General features: G+C 70.7%; 13 protein-coding genes. 11 read left to right on the top strand and 2 right to left on the bottom strand.

Translation table 11 applies throughout. The features are described 5' to 3' along the window. Positions 1-21: 21 nt before the first annotated feature. A complete protein-coding gene (locus ABD156_RS06905; protein WP_344267865.1) occupies positions 22-504 on the bottom strand; it encodes a hypothetical protein in 483 nt (160 codons plus the stop codon). A gap of 71 nt (positions 505-575) precedes the next feature. Between ABD156_RS06905 and ABD156_RS06900 the strand changes: the two genes are divergently transcribed. The 4 genes from ABD156_RS06900 to ABD156_RS06885 all read left to right on the top strand — a co-directional run bounded on the left by ABD156_RS06900 (position 576) and on the right by ABD156_RS06885 (position 8,863). Continuing rightward, positions 576-1,814, top strand: coding sequence for an aspartate aminotransferase type Ic (locus ABD156_RS06900; protein WP_344267863.1), 1,239 nt, complete (start codon positions 576-578; stop codon positions 1,812-1,814). 65 nt (positions 1,815-1,879) lie between these two features. Beyond that, complete coding sequence (locus tag ABD156_RS06895; RefSeq protein ID WP_344267861.1) at positions 1,880-2,974, top strand: FAD-dependent monooxygenase; 1,095 nt, start codon at positions 1,880-1,882, stop codon at positions 2,972-2,974. Positions 2,975-3,001: 27 nt separating this feature from the next. Further along, positions 3,002-3,460: a YbjQ family protein gene (locus ABD156_RS06890; protein ID WP_344267859.1), complete on the top strand. Its 459-nt coding sequence runs from the start codon at positions 3,002-3,004 to the stop codon at positions 3,458-3,460. Positions 3,461-3,565: 105 nt separating this feature from the next. Continuing rightward, positions 3,566-8,863 carry an RHS repeat-associated core domain-containing protein gene (locus ABD156_RS06885; RefSeq protein ID WP_344267857.1) on the top strand — a complete coding sequence of 1,766 codons (5,298 nt, stop codon included), beginning with the start codon at positions 3,566-3,568 and terminating at the stop codon, positions 8,861-8,863. A gap of 59 nt (positions 8,864-8,922) precedes the next feature. On the opposite strand, the gene ABD156_RS06880 is transcribed toward ABD156_RS06885, so the two are convergent. Further along, positions 8,923-10,719 (bottom strand): AMP-dependent synthetase/ligase, encoded by a 1,797-nt coding sequence (locus tag ABD156_RS06880; protein ID WP_344267855.1) that lies wholly within the window; start codon positions 10,717-10,719, stop codon positions 8,923-8,925. Between the two features lie 112 nt (positions 10,720-10,831). On the opposite strand from ABD156_RS06880, the gene ABD156_RS06875 reads away from it, so the two are divergent. From ABD156_RS06875 to ABD156_RS06845, 7 genes are all read left to right on the top strand, one after another. After that, positions 10,832-11,242, top strand: coding sequence for a polyketide cyclase / dehydrase and lipid transport (locus ABD156_RS06875; RefSeq protein ID WP_344267853.1), 411 nt, complete (start codon positions 10,832-10,834; stop codon positions 11,240-11,242). 9 nt (positions 11,243-11,251) lie between these two features. Continuing rightward, a complete protein-coding gene (locus ABD156_RS06870; RefSeq protein WP_344267851.1) occupies positions 11,252-12,046 on the top strand; it encodes a metallophosphoesterase family protein in 795 nt (264 codons plus the stop codon). 27 nt (positions 12,047-12,073) lie between these two features. Then, the gene (locus ABD156_RS06865; RefSeq protein ID WP_037809841.1) at positions 12,074-12,511 is read left to right on the top strand and encodes an SRPBCC family protein; all 438 of its coding nucleotides are present in this window, start codon (positions 12,074-12,076) and stop codon (positions 12,509-12,511) included. Continuing rightward, positions 12,512-13,669, top strand: a complete 1,158-nt coding sequence (locus ABD156_RS06860) for an ArsA family ATPase (RefSeq protein ID WP_344267848.1) — start codon at positions 12,512-12,514, stop codon at positions 13,667-13,669. It abuts the gene before it with no gap. A gap of 71 nt (positions 13,670-13,740) precedes the next feature. Continuing rightward, the gene (locus tag ABD156_RS06855) at positions 13,741-14,133 is read left to right on the top strand and encodes a hypothetical protein (protein ID WP_344268539.1); all 393 of its coding nucleotides are present in this window, start codon (positions 13,741-13,743) and stop codon (positions 14,131-14,133) included. Positions 14,134-14,148: 15 nt separating this feature from the next. Next, positions 14,149-15,075, top strand: coding sequence for an ROK family protein (locus ABD156_RS06850; protein WP_344268536.1), 927 nt, complete (start codon positions 14,149-14,151; stop codon positions 15,073-15,075). A gap of 339 nt (positions 15,076-15,414) precedes the next feature. Continuing rightward, entirely contained in the window at positions 15,415-16,284 is an 870-nt protein-coding gene (locus ABD156_RS06845) for an NUDIX domain-containing protein (RefSeq protein WP_344267846.1), read from the top strand. Positions 16,285-16,792 lie beyond the last annotated feature (508 nt).

Raw genomic sequence — 16,792 nt, 5'->3', positions numbered from 1 at the left:
TCCGCGCGCCGCCAACGGGATTCAGCCGTCCCAGACCTCGGCGCCCTGGCGCAGCACCGCGACCGGGGCGGCTTCGGCGGACGGCCACAGGTCCAGCACGTACCGGAAATGCTCGCCGAATTCGTGGTCGTGCCATTCGGCGTCCGGCGGGCCGCTTTCCACATAGGACACTCGGACCCGGTACCGGCCGGGCGAGACCGCGATCCGGTGAACCTGGCGCTCGTAGTCGGCGGGACCGGCCAGCGTCGCCTCGCCGCCGGGGACGTCGAGATCGGCTTCCACGACGTGGGACGCGTCCGGCCGCACCGAGGGCGCCGCCCCGGCGACCGACACGTCGACCTCGACCCAATCGGAGCGCGCGGTCGCCACGGAGAGCGACGACGGCTCTACCGCGACGCGGTGCGCGGACACCGCCTCGTCGGTCCATCCGCCGTCGCCGGGACGCCAGGCGTCCTTGTCCCGCAAGGAGAACTGCCGTTGCTCGGCATGCACCAGGTACCGCACAACACCCACGCTAGCCCACGCGAGCCGGGGGTCACCCGAACTGGCTTGCGCGAGCGGTTTAGCGTGGTGGTATGACCACAGCTCCTGTCGACGTCGACACCGCCCGTCGCGACTACGCTGCGCTGGTCGAGCGCGGCCTGTCCCTGGACATCACCCGCGGCAAGCCGTCGCCCCGGCAGCTCGACCTCTCCGCAGATCTCCTGACGCTGCCGAACGGCCAGTACAAGGCCGAGGACGGCACCGACACCCGCAACTACGGCGGGCTCAAGGGGCTGCCGGAGCTGCGCCGCATCTTCGCCGGCGCGCTGCAGGTGCCGGTCGAGCAGCTGTTCGCGGCGGGCAACTCCAGCCTGGAGCTGATGCACGACACCATCGCCCAGGCGATGCTCAGCACCCTGCCGGGCGCCCCGCGCCGCTGGGCCGACGAGCCCCGGATCGCGATGCTGTGCCCGGTGCCCGGCTACGACCGGCACTTCGCGCTCGCCGAGCGGTTCGGCATCGAGCTGATCCCGGTGCCGATCACCGAAACCGGCCCGGACATGGACGTCGTCGAGCAGCTCGTGGCCGACGACGCCGCGGTCAAGGGCATCTGGTGCGTGCCGAAGTACTCCAACCCGACCGGCGTCACCTTCAGCGCCGAGGTCGCCGGGCGGCTCGCCGCGATGCCCGCCGCCGCGCCGGACTTCCGGATCATCTGGGACAACGCCTACGCGGTGCACCACCTCACCGACGACGAGCCGGAGCTGGCCGACATCCTCACGCTCTGCGCCGAGGCCGGGAACCCGGACCGCGCGTTCGTGTTCGGCTCCACTTCGAAGATCACCTTCGCCGGGGCCGGCGTCGGGTTCTTCGGCGCGTCCGAGGCGAACCTGGCCTGGTGGCAGAGCGTGCTGAGCAAGCGCACCATCGGCCCGGACAAGGTCAACCAACTCCGCCACGCGCTGTTCCTCAAGGACGCCAACGGCGTCCGCGAGCTCATGCGCAAGCACGCCGAGCTGATCGCGCCCAAGTTCGCCGCCGTCGAGCGCATCCTCTCCGAGGAGCTGGCCGACCTGGCGACCTGGACCAAGCCGACCGGCGGCTACTTCATCTCGCTGACCGTGCCCGAGGGCACCGCGAAGGAGGTCGTGCGGCTGGCCAAGGAGGCGGGCGTCGCGCTGACCCCGGCCGGGGCCACCCACCCGCACGGCGACGACCCGGCCGACGCGGTCATCCGCATCGCGCCGACCTTCCCCGAGCTGGCCGAGGTGGAGGAGGCCGTCCGCGCCCTCGCCGTCTGCGTGCGGCTCGCGGTCGCGCAGCGCGCCTGAGCACTGGTTCCGTGCCGCCGCCACCCGCTACGGTGGCGGCGGCACGGTCGTATCCAGGGGGCGCGATGCGGGTTTTGATCGCAGGCGGCGGAGTCGCGGGCACGGTCGCGGCGATGGCGCTGCAGCTGGCCGGGCACGAGCCGGTCGTGTTCGAGGGGCACGCCAGCGGGGGAGCGGACGCGGGCGCGTTCCTCGTGGTGATGCACAACGGCATGAACGCGTTGCGGGCGATCGACGCCGACTCCCCGGTGATCGAGGCGTCCTTCGCCTCGACCGGCATGGAAGTCGTCGGTCCGGACGGAACCACGCTCGGCGCGCACGAGTTCGACCGCGAACTCGACGGCCCGCGCACCCTCACCCGTGCCGCGCTTTACCGTGCGCTGCAACAGGAAGCGGAACGCCGCGGCGTCGAGATCGTGCACGGCAAGCGCCTGGTCTCCGCCACCGACGGCGTCACCGCGACGTTCCAGGACGGCACCACCGAGTCCGGCGATGTGCTCGTCGGCGCGGACGGACTGCATTCCGTCGTGCGCACCCTGATCGACCCGCGGGCCGAGCCGCCGCGCTTCACCGGCTTGACCGTCGTCTACGGCTACACCCGCGCCGAAGGACTTCCCGCCGCCCCCGGCATCTACCGGATGTTCCGCGGCAGCCGAGCCGCGTTCGGCTACACCACCGCTCCGGACGGCGCGACGTTCTGGTTCGCCCGCGTCCCCGACTCCGAACGCTCGCGCGCCGAGATCGCCGCCGTCACCCCGGAAGGCTGGCGCGAGTTCGCTCACACCGCCTTCGCCGACGACCCGCTGCCGTGCGCCGCGATCGTGGCCGCGACCGGCGACGACGTGCACGGCGGCCACTCCTACGACCTGCCGACCACCCGCGTCTGGTCGACGTCGTCGATGGTGCTGGCCGGGGACGCTGCCCACGCGGCGTCGCCCGCGGCCGGGCAGGGCGCGTCGATGGCGCTGGAAGACGCGGTGGTGCTCGGCCAATGCCTGCGCGATCTCCCGGACGCGCCCGCCGCGTTCGCGGCCTACGACCGGCTGCGCCGCGCCCGGGTGGAGAAACTCGTGGCCGCCAGCGCGGGCAACGACGTCGGGGCGGAACGAGGGTGGGCATACCGGCATCATCTGGACTGGAGTGCGCGAATCACAGCGTGAGCGCGTCGCCGACGATACGATCCGCGCATGACTCAAGCCGCGCCACCGCAAACGCCGCAGTTCCCGATCCTGCTGTCCACGATGAACGATCTGCCCGGGTATCGCGTGGTCCGCGTGTTCGGCGAGGTCTTCGGGCTCACCGTCCGCAGCCGCAACATGTTCTCCAACATCGGGTCGGGGTTCAAGGCGATGGGAGGCGGCGAGCTCAAGGGCCTCACGAAGCTGTTGTCCGACTCGCGCCACGAAGCCCTCTTCCGGCTGTGCCAGGAAGCCATGCAGCACGGGGCGAACGCCGTGCTCGCGCTGCGCTTCGACTGCAACGAGATCGCCGGCACCGCCAGCGAAATCGCCGCCTACGGCACCGCGGTGTACGTGGTCCCGGACGGCGCCCAGCAGCAGGCTCCGCAACAGCAGCAGGCCGCCCCGCAGCAGCAGTACGCGCAGGCGCCGCAGCAGCAGTACCAGGCTCAGCCGCCGCAGGCCTGAGCCCCCACGACAGGCTTGCCCGTGCGTCCAGCTCTTCGTGGATGCACGGGCAACTAGCGTGCGAGGCCGGAAAAGGCCCTCGCCGTCCCGGATAGCGTTCTCGGTGTGAGCAACCCGTTGATCGCGGAGACGAAGGACTCGACCAAGGCGTATTCGGGCATCACGCTGCTCGAATCGGGCGAGATGGTGAAGTCCGGCATCGAGTCCGGCGACTGGGCGTCGATCGCGATGGGGGCGGTCGGGGTCGCGCTGGACGTGCTGTCGACCGCGATGGACCCGTTCGGGTCGATCCTCGCGGCAGGCGTCGGGTGGCTGATCGAGCACGTCGGGCCGCTGAAGCAGGCGCTGGAGGCGCTGACCGGCAAGGCCGACGAGATCAAGGCGCAGGCCGAGACGTGGCAGAACGTCGCCAAAGAACTCGAGAGCATCGGCAAGGACCTGACCGCCTGCGTCGAGAAGGACCTGCAGAGCTGGACCGGCGAAGCGGCCGATTCCTACCGCGAGCGGACCAAGGACGTCGCGAACCTGCTCGGTGCGGCGCAGAAGGGCACCGAGGGCGCGGCGTCCGGGGTGAAGACCGCCGGCGAGGTCGTCGCGGCGGTGCGCATGCTGGTGCGCGACATCATCGCGCAGCTCGTCGGGCACCTGATCAGCTGGGCGCTGCAGGTGCTGTTCACCGCCGGGATCGGGATGGCGTGGGTGCTGCCGCAGGTGGTCGGCGCCGTCGCCAAGACCGCCGCGCAGCTGGCCAAGATCACCAAGCAGCTGGTCGCCGCGCTCAAGGCGCTGATGCCGCTGCTGAAGAAGGCGGGCGTCCTGTTCGAGGACGCCGCGAAGGCGTTGAAGGGCATCAAGGGCGGCAAGCCCAAGCCGTCGGGTGCGCCGAAGAACATCGAGACGAAGCCGAAACCCAAGCCGGAGAACGAAAAGGGCGGGGATTCGACCACCGCTTCCGGCGATCACTCCGGGCCGCCGAAGGAAGAGGTCAAACCGCAAGGCGACCATTCCCCGCCGCCGCCGAAGGACGAAACCAAACCGCAGGGCAACCACTCCGAGCAGCCGAGGGGCGAGGAACCGGCGCCGTCGGACCGGGGCGGCAACCAGGGCGAGTCCGGCAAGACCCCGCCGAAGGACGACCCGAAAGCCGCCGACACCCGGGGCGGCGCGGACGAGTGCAAGACCGCGGGAGACCCGGTCGACGTCGTGCGGGGCTCCGTCCTCATCAAGGACGTCGACCTCGAACTGCCGAGCCCGCTCGTGCTCGAACGGCTGCACGTCTCGTCCTACCGGTCCGGCCGCTGGTTCGGCCCGAGCTGGACGTCGACGGTGGACCAGCGGCTCGAAGCCGATTCCGAATTTGTCCGGTTCTACGCGGCGGACGGCCGGATCCTGGTGTACCCACGCAGCGCCGAGCCAGTGCTGCCGCTGGAAGGCCCGCGCCGCCCGTTGACCGCGACCGACGACGGATACCTGCTTGTGGATCCGGTCAACGGCACGGAATTGCGCTTCGGCCCCGGTCGCGGCGGCGTCTTCCCGCTGCTGAGCGAGACCGACGCCGCAGGCGACCGGATGGACGTCGAGTACGGCGAAAGCGGCGCTCCCCGGCTGATCCGCCACTCCGCGGGCTACCGCGTGGCACTCGACGCTGAGGCGGGCCGCATCACCGCGATCCGGGTGCTCGGCGAGGGCCAGGAACCGGTGCTGGTCCGCACCTTCGGCTACGACGACCTCGGCCGGCTGGTCCGGGTCTTCAATTCATCCGGTGTGGCCACGCAATACGACTACGACGCCGACGGCCGGATCACCGGCTGGCAGGACCGCAACGGCATCTGGTACCGCTACATCTACGACGCCGACGGCCGCTGCGTCCGCACGGTCGGCGACCGGGGCGTGTACGACGGCGAGTTCGCCTACGACCGCGAGCAGCGGATCACCCGCTACACCAACGCTTTGGGCCACGTCACGGAGTTCCACTTCAACGAGGCCTCGCAGCCGACCAAGGACGTCAGCCCGCTCGGCGCGACCACAGTGTCCACATGGGACCGTTACGACCGGCTGCTGTCGCGCACTGACCCGCTCGGCCGCACCACCGGGTTCGAGTACACCGCCGAGGGCATGCTCACCGCGGTCGTCCGCCCGGACGGCAGCCGCGCGCAGGTCAGCTCGGCGCCGGACGGCACGCTGACCGTCACCGTCGAGACCGCCGAACGCGCTTGGCGGCGGGTCTATCCGCCGGGCACCGCACCGGATTTGTTCACCGCGCAGGCCGGAATCGCCGCGACTGAGTTCGCCCAGGACCGCCAGTTGACCGGGGGAGAGCCGCCGCGGTCCGAGCCGGACCCGGTGGAGCGCGACCAGTTCGGCCGCCCGCGCGTGGTGGCCGACGGCACCCGGTTCGGCTGGACGGTCGACGGGAGCCAGGCCAGCCGGACCGGCCCGTCCGGGCGGCACGAGGAATGGCGTTACGACGCCGAGGGAAACCTCGTGGAACGCACGGACGCCCGCTTCGAATACGGCCCCTTCGACCTGCCGGTCGCGAAGACCGACGCCACCGGTGCCCGCACCTCGTACGAGTACGACACCGAACTGCGGCTCGTCCGGATCACCGACCCGGCGGGCCTGACCTGGAACTACACCTACGACGCCGACGGCAGGCTCGTCGCGGAAAGCGACTTCGACGGCCGTGAGCGGCAGTTCGCCTACGACGCGGCGGGCCAGCTCGTGCAGTCGGTCGACGGGCTGGGCGCGGTCACTGAGTACCGCTATGACGCGCTCGGCAACGTGATCGAGCGTCGCACGGACAGCGGCACCATCGGCTACGAGTACGACCCCGTCGGCTTCCTCGCGCGTGCCACTGAGGGTTCCTGCGTGCTGGAGATCGAGCGCGACGAGGACGGCCGCGTGGTCCGGGAATCGGTCGACGGCCGCGCGGTTTCGTACACCCACGAGCCGTCCGGAATACGCCGCACCACACCGTCTGGCTCGGTGAGCGAGTGGACCTTCGACGACGAGGGGAAGGCAGTCGCGCTGTCGACCGCCGGGCACGAAGTGCTTTTCCGTCACGACGAAGCAGGCCACGAGGTCGAACGCGTCCTTGGCGGAAACACTGTGCTGGCACAGGCTTTCGACGCGGAACACCAGCTGGTCGCGCAAACTTTGGCCGCCGGCAGCCAGATCCGGCAGCGGCGCGAGTACCGCTACCGCCCGGATGGCCACCTGCTCGGTGTGGACGACACTCTGTCCGGCTCCACGCGATACCAGCTCGACGCCGTCGGCCGCGTCACGTCGGTGGCCCGGCGAGACGGCCAGGAGAGCTACCACTACGACCCGTCCGGCAACATCCGGCACGCGCAGCTGCCGTTCGCCGAAGCGGACTCCGGTTCTCGCGGCTACACCGGAAACCGGCTCACCGCGGCCGGTTCGGTGCGGTATGTCCACGATGGACAGGGACGCCTCGTCGCCCGCCACGAGAACTCGCGCACCTGGACCTACCGCTGGGACGCGCAGGATCGATTGCTGGCGGTGGAAACCCCAGACGGCGTGGAATGGCGCTACCGGTACGACCCGCTGGGCCGCCGCATCGCCAAACAGCGCTGGCTGCCCGGCGCGGAGGCTCCGGCCGAGGAGACCCGGTTCTCGTGGAGCGGCCAGCTCCTGGTCGAACAGGAACACCGGCTGGCCGGGTCCGCCCCGCTCACGCTGACGTGGGACCACCTGCCCGGCACCGTGCGCCCGGTGACGCAGACCGAACTGCTCGGCCGCAGCGCCCGGTTCTTCTCGTTCGTCACCGACCCGGTCGGCACGCCGGTGGGTCTGGTGGACGCCTACGGCACCGTCGCCTGGCGCGCGTCCGGTTCGCTGTGGGGCCGCACCCGCCCGGGCGCCACGCCGCTGCGGTTCCCCGGCCAGTACGCGGACGACGAGACTGGCTTGCACTACAACGTTTTCCGCTACTACGACCCCGGTACCGGGCGCTACCTGAGCCAAGACCCGCTCGGCCTCGCCCCGGCCCCCAACCCGGCCTCCTACGTGCCGAACCCGCTCGCCGACGCCGACCCGCTAGGCCTGGGCAACTGCCTGGGCAGGCAGAAGTCCGGCCCGAACGACGACGCGCGCCCGGCCGAAACCCCGGGCGGCGGGAACAACGCCGGGCACGTGCAGGACACCAACCCGTCCTCGGCGCCGCCCCGCGAACCCACCCCGCCGCCGCGCGAGCCGACACCTCCGCCGAGGGAACCGACTCCGGAGACGACCACGGCTTCGTCGGCACCTCCGCCACCGCCGCCGCCTCCTCCGCCGCCGCCGGGCAAAGTTCCCGGCGGACCTCCGGCAGCTCCTCCGCCTCCCGGCCCGCCGCCTCCTCCCGGCCCGCCCCCGGTGCGGCCTCCGGGCGGCAGCCGTCCGCCGGCCGGCAGCCGTCCGCCCGGCGGTCCGCCGAAGCGGAAGGAGCTGCCCGACACCAAGAACTGGGAAGACCTGTCCGCCAAGGAAAAACTGGGCGGAAAGGTCGACCAGGTCAAGGAGAAGATGGGCTTCGGCGACGCGCCCGGGATGAAGGACCTGAAGGACCTGAAACAGAAGTTCGGCGTCGACGATCTCAAGGACGTCAAGGACCCGGCGCACCTGAAAGAGGTCGACGCGCTGAAGGACCGGCTGAAGAAGGACCACGGCATCGACAACCCGAAGTACCTGGAAAACCTGGAACGGCTGGACAAACCCAAGATCGTCTCGGTGGACAAGGACAGCGATCTCAAACTCACCGACAAGGCGAGCGCGCTGCGCCAGGACCAGCAGCTGAACCTGTCGCCCGGGGACCGGGAGAAGCCCTTCCACGACCTGATGGGCATTTCCCGGGAGGATCTGGAGAAGAAGGGGCTCACCAACGGCCGGGTCGGAGACATGATCGACCTGCAGGGCAGCGGGTCCTACAACCACCAGAGCGAGATCCTCTTCCTCGACCCCAAGATCCACCACGGGCCCGACGCCAGGAACCCGGCCGAGGTGCTCGGGCACGAGATGGGCCACCTGAAGCAGGACAAGCTCCACGGCAATCACGGCGGCAACACCCAGAACACGATTCTCGAATACGACAACGTGCTGAAGAACGAGAACCTGCTGAACAAGGATCCCCGGTACGACTACACGCACGACCGCGTGCCGGGCGACCACCTGCGCGAAAACACTCGCACCTGGAACGACGTCGAAAAAGACCTGGACCACCTGCCCCCGGAGCAGCAGGCGAATTCCAAGAAGGTGTTCAACGAGCTGAAAGAAACGCTGGAAGACCCGCGGTACGCGGACAAAGCCGACCAGATCAAGAAGAACTTCGCCGACGAGTACTTCTCCTCGCGGCGCAAAGACGCCGAGCGAGCAGAACTCGAGGCGAAGCAAGAAGCGGAGTGACGGACGGAAAACGGGCCCGCACCGGAAATCGGTGCGGGCCCGTTTTCGCGGGACCAGGGCTACTTCCGGTACAGCGCCTCGATGTCGGAGGCGTAGTTCTTGTTCACGACATTGCGCTTCAGCTTCAAGCTCGGCGTGATCTCGCCGCCCGCCTCGGTGAAGTCGTTCGCCAGCACGGTGAACTTCTTGATCGACTCCGCGTGCGACACCTGCTTGTTCGCCTCGTCGACCGCCGCTTGGATCTCCGCGCGCAGGTCCGCGTCCTCGGCCAGTTCGGACACCGTCGCCTCGGCGGGCTTGCTGTGCTGGGACTTCCAGGCCGGGAAGTACTCCTCGTCGATCGTCACCAGCGCGGCGATGAACGGGCGCTGGTCGCCGACCACCATCACCTGGCTCACCAGCGGAGCGGCCTTGATGGTGTCCTCGAGACCGGACGGCGCGACGTTCTTGCCGCCCGCCGTCACGATGATCTCCTTCTTGCGGCCGGTGATCTTGAGGAAGCCTTCCGCGTCCAGTTCGCCGAGGTCGCCGGTGTGGAACCAGCCGTCGGTGAGGGCTTCCGCGCTCGCCTCCGGGTTGTTGTAGTACCGGCCGAACACGACGTCGCCCTTGAGCAGGACCTCGCCGTCCTCCGCGATGCGCACCGAGGTGCCCGCGACCGGACGCCCGACGGTGCCGACGCGGAACGCCGCGCTGGTGTTCACGTTCGCCGCGGCGGACGTTTCGGTGAGGCCGTAGCCCTCGAACACCGGCACGCCGATGCCGCGGAAGAAGTGCGCCAGCCGCGCGCCCAGCGGGGCCCCGCCGGACACCGCGGCGATGCAGCGGCCGCCCAGCGCGGCGCGGAGCTTGCCGTACACGAGCTTGTCGAACACCAGGTGCTTCGCGCGCAGGCCGAGCCCGGCGCCGCCCTTTTCCTGTGCCTCGCTGTACGCGACCGCGGTGGCCTCGGCGGCGTCGAAGATCTTGCCCTTGCCGTCGGCGTGGGCCTTCTGCTTGGCGGTGTTGTAGACCTTCTCGAACACGCGCGGCACGGCGACCACGAACGTCGGCCGGAAGGTGCCGAGGTCCGGGACCAGGTTCTTCACGTCCGGCGTGTGGCCGAGCGTGACCCGGGCGGTGAGCGCGGTGACGGCGATCGCGCGGGCGAGGATGTGCGCCAGCGGCAGGAAGCACAGCAGCGAGTTGCCCTGCTCCATCAGCTCCGGGAAAGCCTCGATGTCCGCGCGGATCTCGGCGAGCAGGTTCCGGTGGGTCAGCTCGACGCCCTTGGGCCGCCCGGTGGTGCCCGACGTGTAGACGATCGTGGCCGTCTCGTTCGCGGTGACGCTGCGACGGCGGGTGTGCAGGTCCTCGTCGGAGACCTCGGCGCCCAGCGCGGTCAGCTCGTCGATCGCGGGGGAGTCGCCCTCGATCTGCCAGGTGTGCTCGAGCGTGCTGAGCCGCCCGCTGATCTCGTCGATCGCCTTCCTGTGCGCGCCGGTCTCCACGACGACGGCCTTGGCGGCCGAGTCGGACAGGATCCAGTACACCTGTTCGGGCGACGAGGTTTCGTAGATCGGGACCGTGACCGCGCCCGCGGCCCAGATCGCGAAGTCGACCAGCGTCCACTCGTAGCGGGTCTTCGACATCAGCGCGACGCGGTCGCCGTGCCCGACGCCCGCCGCGATCAAGCCCTTGGCCACGGCCGCGACCTGGTCGGCGAAGTCCTTCGCGGTGACGTCGAGCCAGGTGCCCTCGACCTGCCTCCGGAAGCTGACCACGTCGGAGAACCGCTCCGCGTTCGCCCAGACGACATCGGCCAGATTCTCGTCGTCGGTCACCGGCTTCCCGGCGGGGGCGCTGTATTCGCGCACTCGGACCTCCGTGTTCGACGCGTGCGGTTACCCGCCAGTCAACTTAGCGTGCCGTAGACCTTAAGACCATGCTGGCACGGGGCGCGCGGCGAGGTCGTGACATCGTGTCCGGGTGCACGAACCGCCAGCTCTCGATCTTGTCGACGAGACCTTCCTCGTGGTGCCCCCTTCGACGGTCGCGGCGGCCTTCGCCGACCCGCGTTCGTGGCGGCGGTACTGGCCCGACCTGGAGTTGCGGGTCTACACCGACCGGGGGGACAAGGGCCTGCGCTGGACCGTCACGGGCGCCTTGATCGGTACCATGGAGGTCTGGCTGGAACCTGTTCTCGACGGCACCGTGCTGCACTACTTCCTCCGGGCCACGCCGGCCGGTCCCGGCGGCGTCCCGCGCGAGCTCGGCCCGCGCGAACTGCGCCGCGAGTTCGACCGGCGGGCGCGGGCGGCGAAGGACGTGGCGCTGAGCCTGAAGGAGATCCTCGAGGACGGGCGCGAGCCGGGGGTTCCGCCCCGGACCGTCGAGTAGGAGGCTCTTGTGCGGGTTCACGTCGTTTCGGACGTGCACGGCAACGCCGACGCGCTGAAGCGGGCGGGGGACGGGGCGGACGCGCTGGTCGTGCTCGGCGACCTGCTCGATTTCGTCGACTACCACGACCACGACAAAGGCATCATGGGCGTGCTGTTCGGCGCGGAGAAAGTCGGCGAGTTCGCCCGCCTGCGCCGCGAAGGCACCAGGGACGAGACGGTCGCCTACTCGCGCACGCTGTGGGCCACCTTGGACGACCCGGCCGCCGCGGTCGACGAAGCGGTCCGGGAGCAGTACTCCACGATGTTCGCCTCGATGACCGCGCCGACCTACGCGATCCCCGGCAACGTCGACGCGCCGTCGGCCTGGCCGGAGTTCGCCGGCGAAGGCGTGCACCTGGTCGACGGCGAGGTCGTCACCATCGGCGGGCTGCGGTTCGGCTTCGCGGGCGGCGCGGTGCTGCCGGACGGCGTGCTCCCGCGTCCGCGCAAGGGCGCGGCGTGGCGGCCGTACCTGCGGGCGCGCGAGGAGTTCGACGCGGCGGTCTCGCTGCTGGACCAGGTCGACGTCCTCTGCACGCACATCCCGCCCGCGGTGCCCGAATTGACCTACGACGTGGTCGCGCGACGCGCCGAACTCGGTTCGAAGGCGCTGCTGGACTTGATCCGGCGGCAGCGTCCGCGCTGGTCGGTATTCGGGCACGTGCACCAGCCGCTGGCCGCGCGGCGCCGGGTCGGGCACACCGAATGCCGTAACGTAGGTCACTTCAAGGAGACCGGGCAGCCGTACGTGCTGCGCTGGTGACTGTGCTGTCCGGCTACGCTTCGTCCCATGGCCGAGCAGTCCACGCAGTCCATCGAGGTCGACGCCGAGCCCGCGCGGGTGATGTCGGTGATCTCCGATTTCCCCGCGTACCCGGAGTGGGCCAAGGCGGTCCGCGAGACCGAGGTGCTCGCGACCGACGACGCGGGCCGCGCGAAGCAGGTGAAGCTCACCCTCGACGCCGGGCCGATCAAGGACGTGTACACGCTCGAGTACGACTGGGACGATTCCGGTCTCGGCGTCAGCTGGCACCTGGTCAAGGGCCAGATGCAGAAGGCGCAGAACGGCCGGTACGCGCTCGAACCGCTCGGCGGCGGGCGCACCCGCGTCACCTACACGCTGTCCGTCGAGCTGGCGCTGCCGATGATCGGGCTGCTGCGGCGCAAGGCGGAGAAAATGGTCATGGACACCGCGCTCAAGGAGCTCAAGCGCAGGGCCGAGGGCTAAATGCGCATCCTGCTGTTCACCGGCAAGGGGGGTGTCGGGAAAACGACGCTCGCCGCGGCTACCGCTGCCGCGCTCGCCGGCCGCGGCAGGAAGACGCTCGTCGTGTCCACCGACCCGGCGCATTCGCTCGGCGACGCGTTCGGCACGCCGCTGGGCGCCGAACCCTCCGAAGTGGACCTCCGCCGCGACGGCACGCCGGCCGGGCTGTGGGCGGCGCAGGTGGACTCGCGGGCGTTGGCCGACCGCACCTGGCACGAGCTGCGCGGCGAGCTGCGGAAGGTGCTGGCCGGAGCCGGTCTGGACATCCTGGACGCGGAAGAGCTGACCGTGCTGCCCGGCGTGGACGAGTTGCTCGCGCTGAGCGAGGTGCGACGGCTGGCGTCGCAGGGTCCGTGGGACACCGTGGTGGTCGACTGCGGTCCGACTGCTGAGACGCTGCGCTTGCTTTCGCTGCCGGAAGCCGTGTCGGGTTATCTGGGGCGGGTCTTCGGCAACCGGCGCGTCGCGGCGTCGGTCCGGCAGCTCGGCGCACACCTGGATGCGCTCCGCGAACTGCTCACCGACCCGCGAGTGACGACCGTGCGGCTGGTGCTCACGCCGGAACGAGTGGTGGTCGCCGAAGCCCGGCGCACCCTGACCTCGCTGGCGCTGCGCGGCATCGCGGTCGACGGCCTGATCGCCAACCGGCTGATGCCCGCGCCCGGATTCTGGCGTGGTTCGGCGGCGAAGTGGCTGCGCACCCGGCGGGATCAGCAGGACGCGGTTCTGGCGGAATTGGCAGCGGCCGGTTTCGGCCCCGGCGAACTGGCCCGTGTCGAGCACCGGGCGAGCGAACCGGTGGGCGCGGACGCGCTAGCCGAGCTGGCCCGCGAGCTGTACGGCAGCCGGGATCCGTTGTCCGGCAACGGAAAACCGGTCACGCCGTTGTTGTCGGTCGCTCCCGACGGAGAGGGCTTCCGGCTGCGGGTCGCGCTTCCGCTGGACCGGGATTCGGCGGTCGACCTCGCCCGCGTGGACGACGACCTGGCGATCACCGTGGACGGGTTCCGCCGCCTCGTCGCACTGCCCGAGACGCTGCGCCCGTGCCGGATCACCGGCGCGGAATCCGACGCCGACGGCCTGGTGGTCAGCCTGGCCGGGAACCGGGGATCCGGGTGAGCGAAGAACACGACGAAGGGTCTTATGCCGACGGCCTGAAGCTGGCCGAGGAGATCCGGCTGCTGGTCGAGATGGTGATCGAACGCGCCGCGCCGTGGCTGGAAGGCGTGCTGGCCGCCGGGCACGGCTCCCCGGAGGAACCGGGCGCCGAGGGTGCGTCCGGTGTGGAGGACAGCACTTCGGGATGCGGTTGGTGCCCGCTGTGTGCGATCGTCGCCGTCGTGCGCGGCGAGCGGCCGGAGTTCGTGGCCAGGGTCCTCGAACAGGCTGCCCAGCTCGTCGCGCTGCTGCGGGCGGTGCTCGCGGACCGCTGGGAGCCGGACGAGGGCGTGCACATGCCCGGGTTCCGGCCCGCCGCGCGTCCGCCCGCTACCGCGGCGGCGTCGTCTTCGGAGTCGTCGTCGCGGGTCCAGCACATCGTCGTCCGCAAGCGCGCGGACTGGCAGCCGGAGCGGGAGAACTGATTGCTGACCGTAGGGGTGGACGTCGGCGGCACCAGCGTGCGAGCCGGCGTGGTGGACGAGCGCGGCTCCCTGCTCGACACGGCGCGCGTCGGGACGCCGAGCGAGGAGAACGCGCTCGAAGACGCCATCGCCGGGGTCGTCGAAAGCCTGCGCAACCGGCACGACGTCGCCGCGGTCGGCCTCGCGGTGGCCGGTTTCGTGACCCGCGACCGGCGCTCGGTGATGTTCGCGCCGCACCTCGCCTGGCGCAACGCTCCCGTGGCGGACCGGATCGCCAAGCGGGTCGGCCTGTCGGTGACCCTGGAGCACGACGTCAACTCGGCGGTAGTCGCCGAACACCGCTTCGGCGCCGCCCGCGGGGCCGGGGTAGCGGCTTTGGTCGCGCTGGGCACCGGAATCGGCGCGGGCCTGCTGCTGGACGGCGAGATCTACCGCGGCGCGCACGGAGTGGCCCCGGAACTCGGCCACCTCACCGTGGTGCGCGACGGACGTGCCTGCCCGTGCGGGAAGTACGGCTGCTGGGAGCGCTACTGCAGCGGCACAGCTTTGGCCGCGACCGCGGTCGAGCTGCTGGCCCGGTATCCAGGCCGTTCCACCGTGCTGGCGCGAGAAATCGCCGGAGACCCCGGGTCGGTCACCGGCCGCCGAGTCGCCCGCGCGGCCCGCGACGGCGACCCGATCGCCTTGCGGGCGATGGCGGAGCTGGCGAAATGGCTGGGCGAGGGACTCGCTTTGGTGGCGGACGTCTTCGACCCGGAGATCATCGTGATCGGCGGCGGAGTTTCGGAGTCCGCGCCGCTGTTTTTGGACGAGGCCCGAGAGCACTACTCCGGCGCGATCACCGGAGCGCGACACCGCCCGCTGGCCCGGATCCGGACCGCGCATCTGGGCGACGACACGGCAATCGTGGGGGCGGCGGCGCTGGCGATGGATACGTTGTAGGGCTTTGCGGGGGTGGTTCCGGTGGTGGCTGGGTTTGCTGCGCGCGGGGTTTGTGGTTCCGCGGCTCTGGGGCGCGGGGACTTGCCGATGGAGGCGTTGTCGGGCTCGCGGGTGTTGACTCCGGTAGTGGTTGGGGTTTGCTGCGCGCGGGGTTTGTGGTTCCGCGGCTCTGGGGCGCGGGGATTTGGCGATGGATGCGTTGCCGGGCTGGTGGGTGCTGATTTCGGTTCTCACTGGGCTCGCCGAGCACGAGGTTCGCAGCCCGCCGACGTGGTCGGAGCGGTCTTCGGGTTTTGACCGGCATAGGCACTCGCGACGTTCTGTGGAAGGCTGGGACGGGTGACGCCGATGACCGCCAACCGCTTTGTGCGGTGTTCTTGCGGCAGGCGGCATTGGGGCGCGTTCGGCGCTGCCGGGTTGTTGTTGTGCGATCCCCGCCGGGGCGTGTTGTTGCAGCGACGGGCGTGGTGGGTGCACAACGGCGGCACGTGGGCTTTGCCCGGCGGCGCGCTCGAAGTCGGCGAGACGGTGCACGAGGCCGCTGCCCGGGAAGCCTGGGAAGAAGCCGCGATCCCCGCGTCGGCGTTTCGTGCGATGTCGGCGTCGGTGCTGGATCACGGCGAATGGCAGTACACGACCGTGCTCGGGCTGGCCGACAGCGCGTTGCAGGCCCAGGTCGCCAACGAGGAAAGCGCCGAGATGCGCTGGGTCCCGCCGGACGAGGTGGCCGCGCTCGGTCTTCACCGCGATTTCGCCGCCGCCTGGCCGGTGCTGCGCGAGCAACTGGGCCGGGAACTGGTCCTGGTGGTCGACGCGGCGAACGTGATGGGCTCCCGCCCGGACGGCTGGTGGCGCGACCGCCGCGGCGCCGCGGAGCGGCTCCGCGACCAGCTGACCGGCCCGGCTGAACGAGGCCTGCGCGACGACGTGGCCGGCATCGGCGCGGGCCCGGCGTGGTCGTGGTGGCCCCGGGTGGTGCTGGTGGTCGAGGGCAAGGCCAGGGGAGTGGAACCGATCCCAGGCGTCGAGGTCGTCGCGGCAGAGACCGACGGCGATTCGAAGATCGTCGAGGTGACCGCCGCCGCTCGGCAACGCCCGGATGATCACGTCGTGGTGGTGACGGCTGATCGCGAGCTGCGCGGCCGGGTGAGCGATCTCGGTGCGCGGGTGCTGGGGCCGGGAACCCTGCTGCGGGAGCTGGACGGCTAGCCGCTCGTCACGGTTTTGGCGCTCGGTTGCGGTGTAGGTGGCCGGGAATCTCCTTGCTGGGATTGGGCAGTCGCGGTTTCGCTGCTACTAGGTGGGGGTTTCGTGGGTGACCGGCGACCGGTGATTGCGAGTTGCGCGGTGGGGTAGGCAGTCTCGGTGCGCGGGTGCGCGGGTGCGCGGGTGCGCGGGTGCGCGGGTGCGCGGGTGCGCGGGTGCGCGGGTGCGCGGGTGCGCGGGTGCGCGGGTGCGCGGGTGGAAACCCTCGCTGCTGGAGTTAGACCAACCAGGCAAGCCGCGCGATCATGCTGCTCCACCTCTGCACGCGGAGCGCAGGTCTGTTGTTGTGTGTGGGGCGTGCGGTGCCCCGTCGAGCCCAGGTCGGCTCTTGCGCGCGGAGCGTGGGGTTGCCCCGCCGAGCCCGGGCCTGCTCTTGCGTGCGGAGGGTGCGGCACCCGCCGAGTCCAGGTCCGCTTTTGCACGCGGAGCGCGCGACACCTCACCGAGCCCA

Source organism: Amycolatopsis albidoflavus (assembly GCF_039525725.1).
GTDB lineage: Bacteria > Actinomycetota > Actinomycetes > Mycobacteriales > Pseudonocardiaceae > Amycolatopsis > Amycolatopsis albidoflava.
This window is presented reverse-complemented; position numbering and strand designations above follow the sequence as displayed.

Excerpts from the sequence above, each read along its gene's own strand:
- ABD156_RS06900 (WP_344267863.1), top strand. The coding sequence starts at position 576 with ATGACCACAGCTCCTGTCGACGTCGACACCGCCCGTCGCGACTACGCT.
- ABD156_RS06895 (WP_344267861.1), top strand. The coding sequence starts at position 1,880 with ATGCGGGTTTTGATCGCAGGCGGCGGAGTCGCGGGCACGGTCGCGGCG.
- ABD156_RS06890 (WP_344267859.1), top strand. The coding sequence starts at position 3,002 with ATGACTCAAGCCGCGCCACCGCAAACGCCGCAGTTCCCGATCCTGCTG.
- ABD156_RS06865 (WP_037809841.1), top strand. The coding sequence starts at position 12,074 with ATGGCCGAGCAGTCCACGCAGTCCATCGAGGTCGACGCCGAGCCCGCG.
- ABD156_RS06860 (WP_344267848.1), top strand. The coding sequence starts at position 12,512 with ATGCGCATCCTGCTGTTCACCGGCAAGGGGGGTGTCGGGAAAACGACG.
- ABD156_RS06855 (WP_344268539.1), top strand. The coding sequence starts at position 13,741 with ATGGTGATCGAACGCGCCGCGCCGTGGCTGGAAGGCGTGCTGGCCGCC.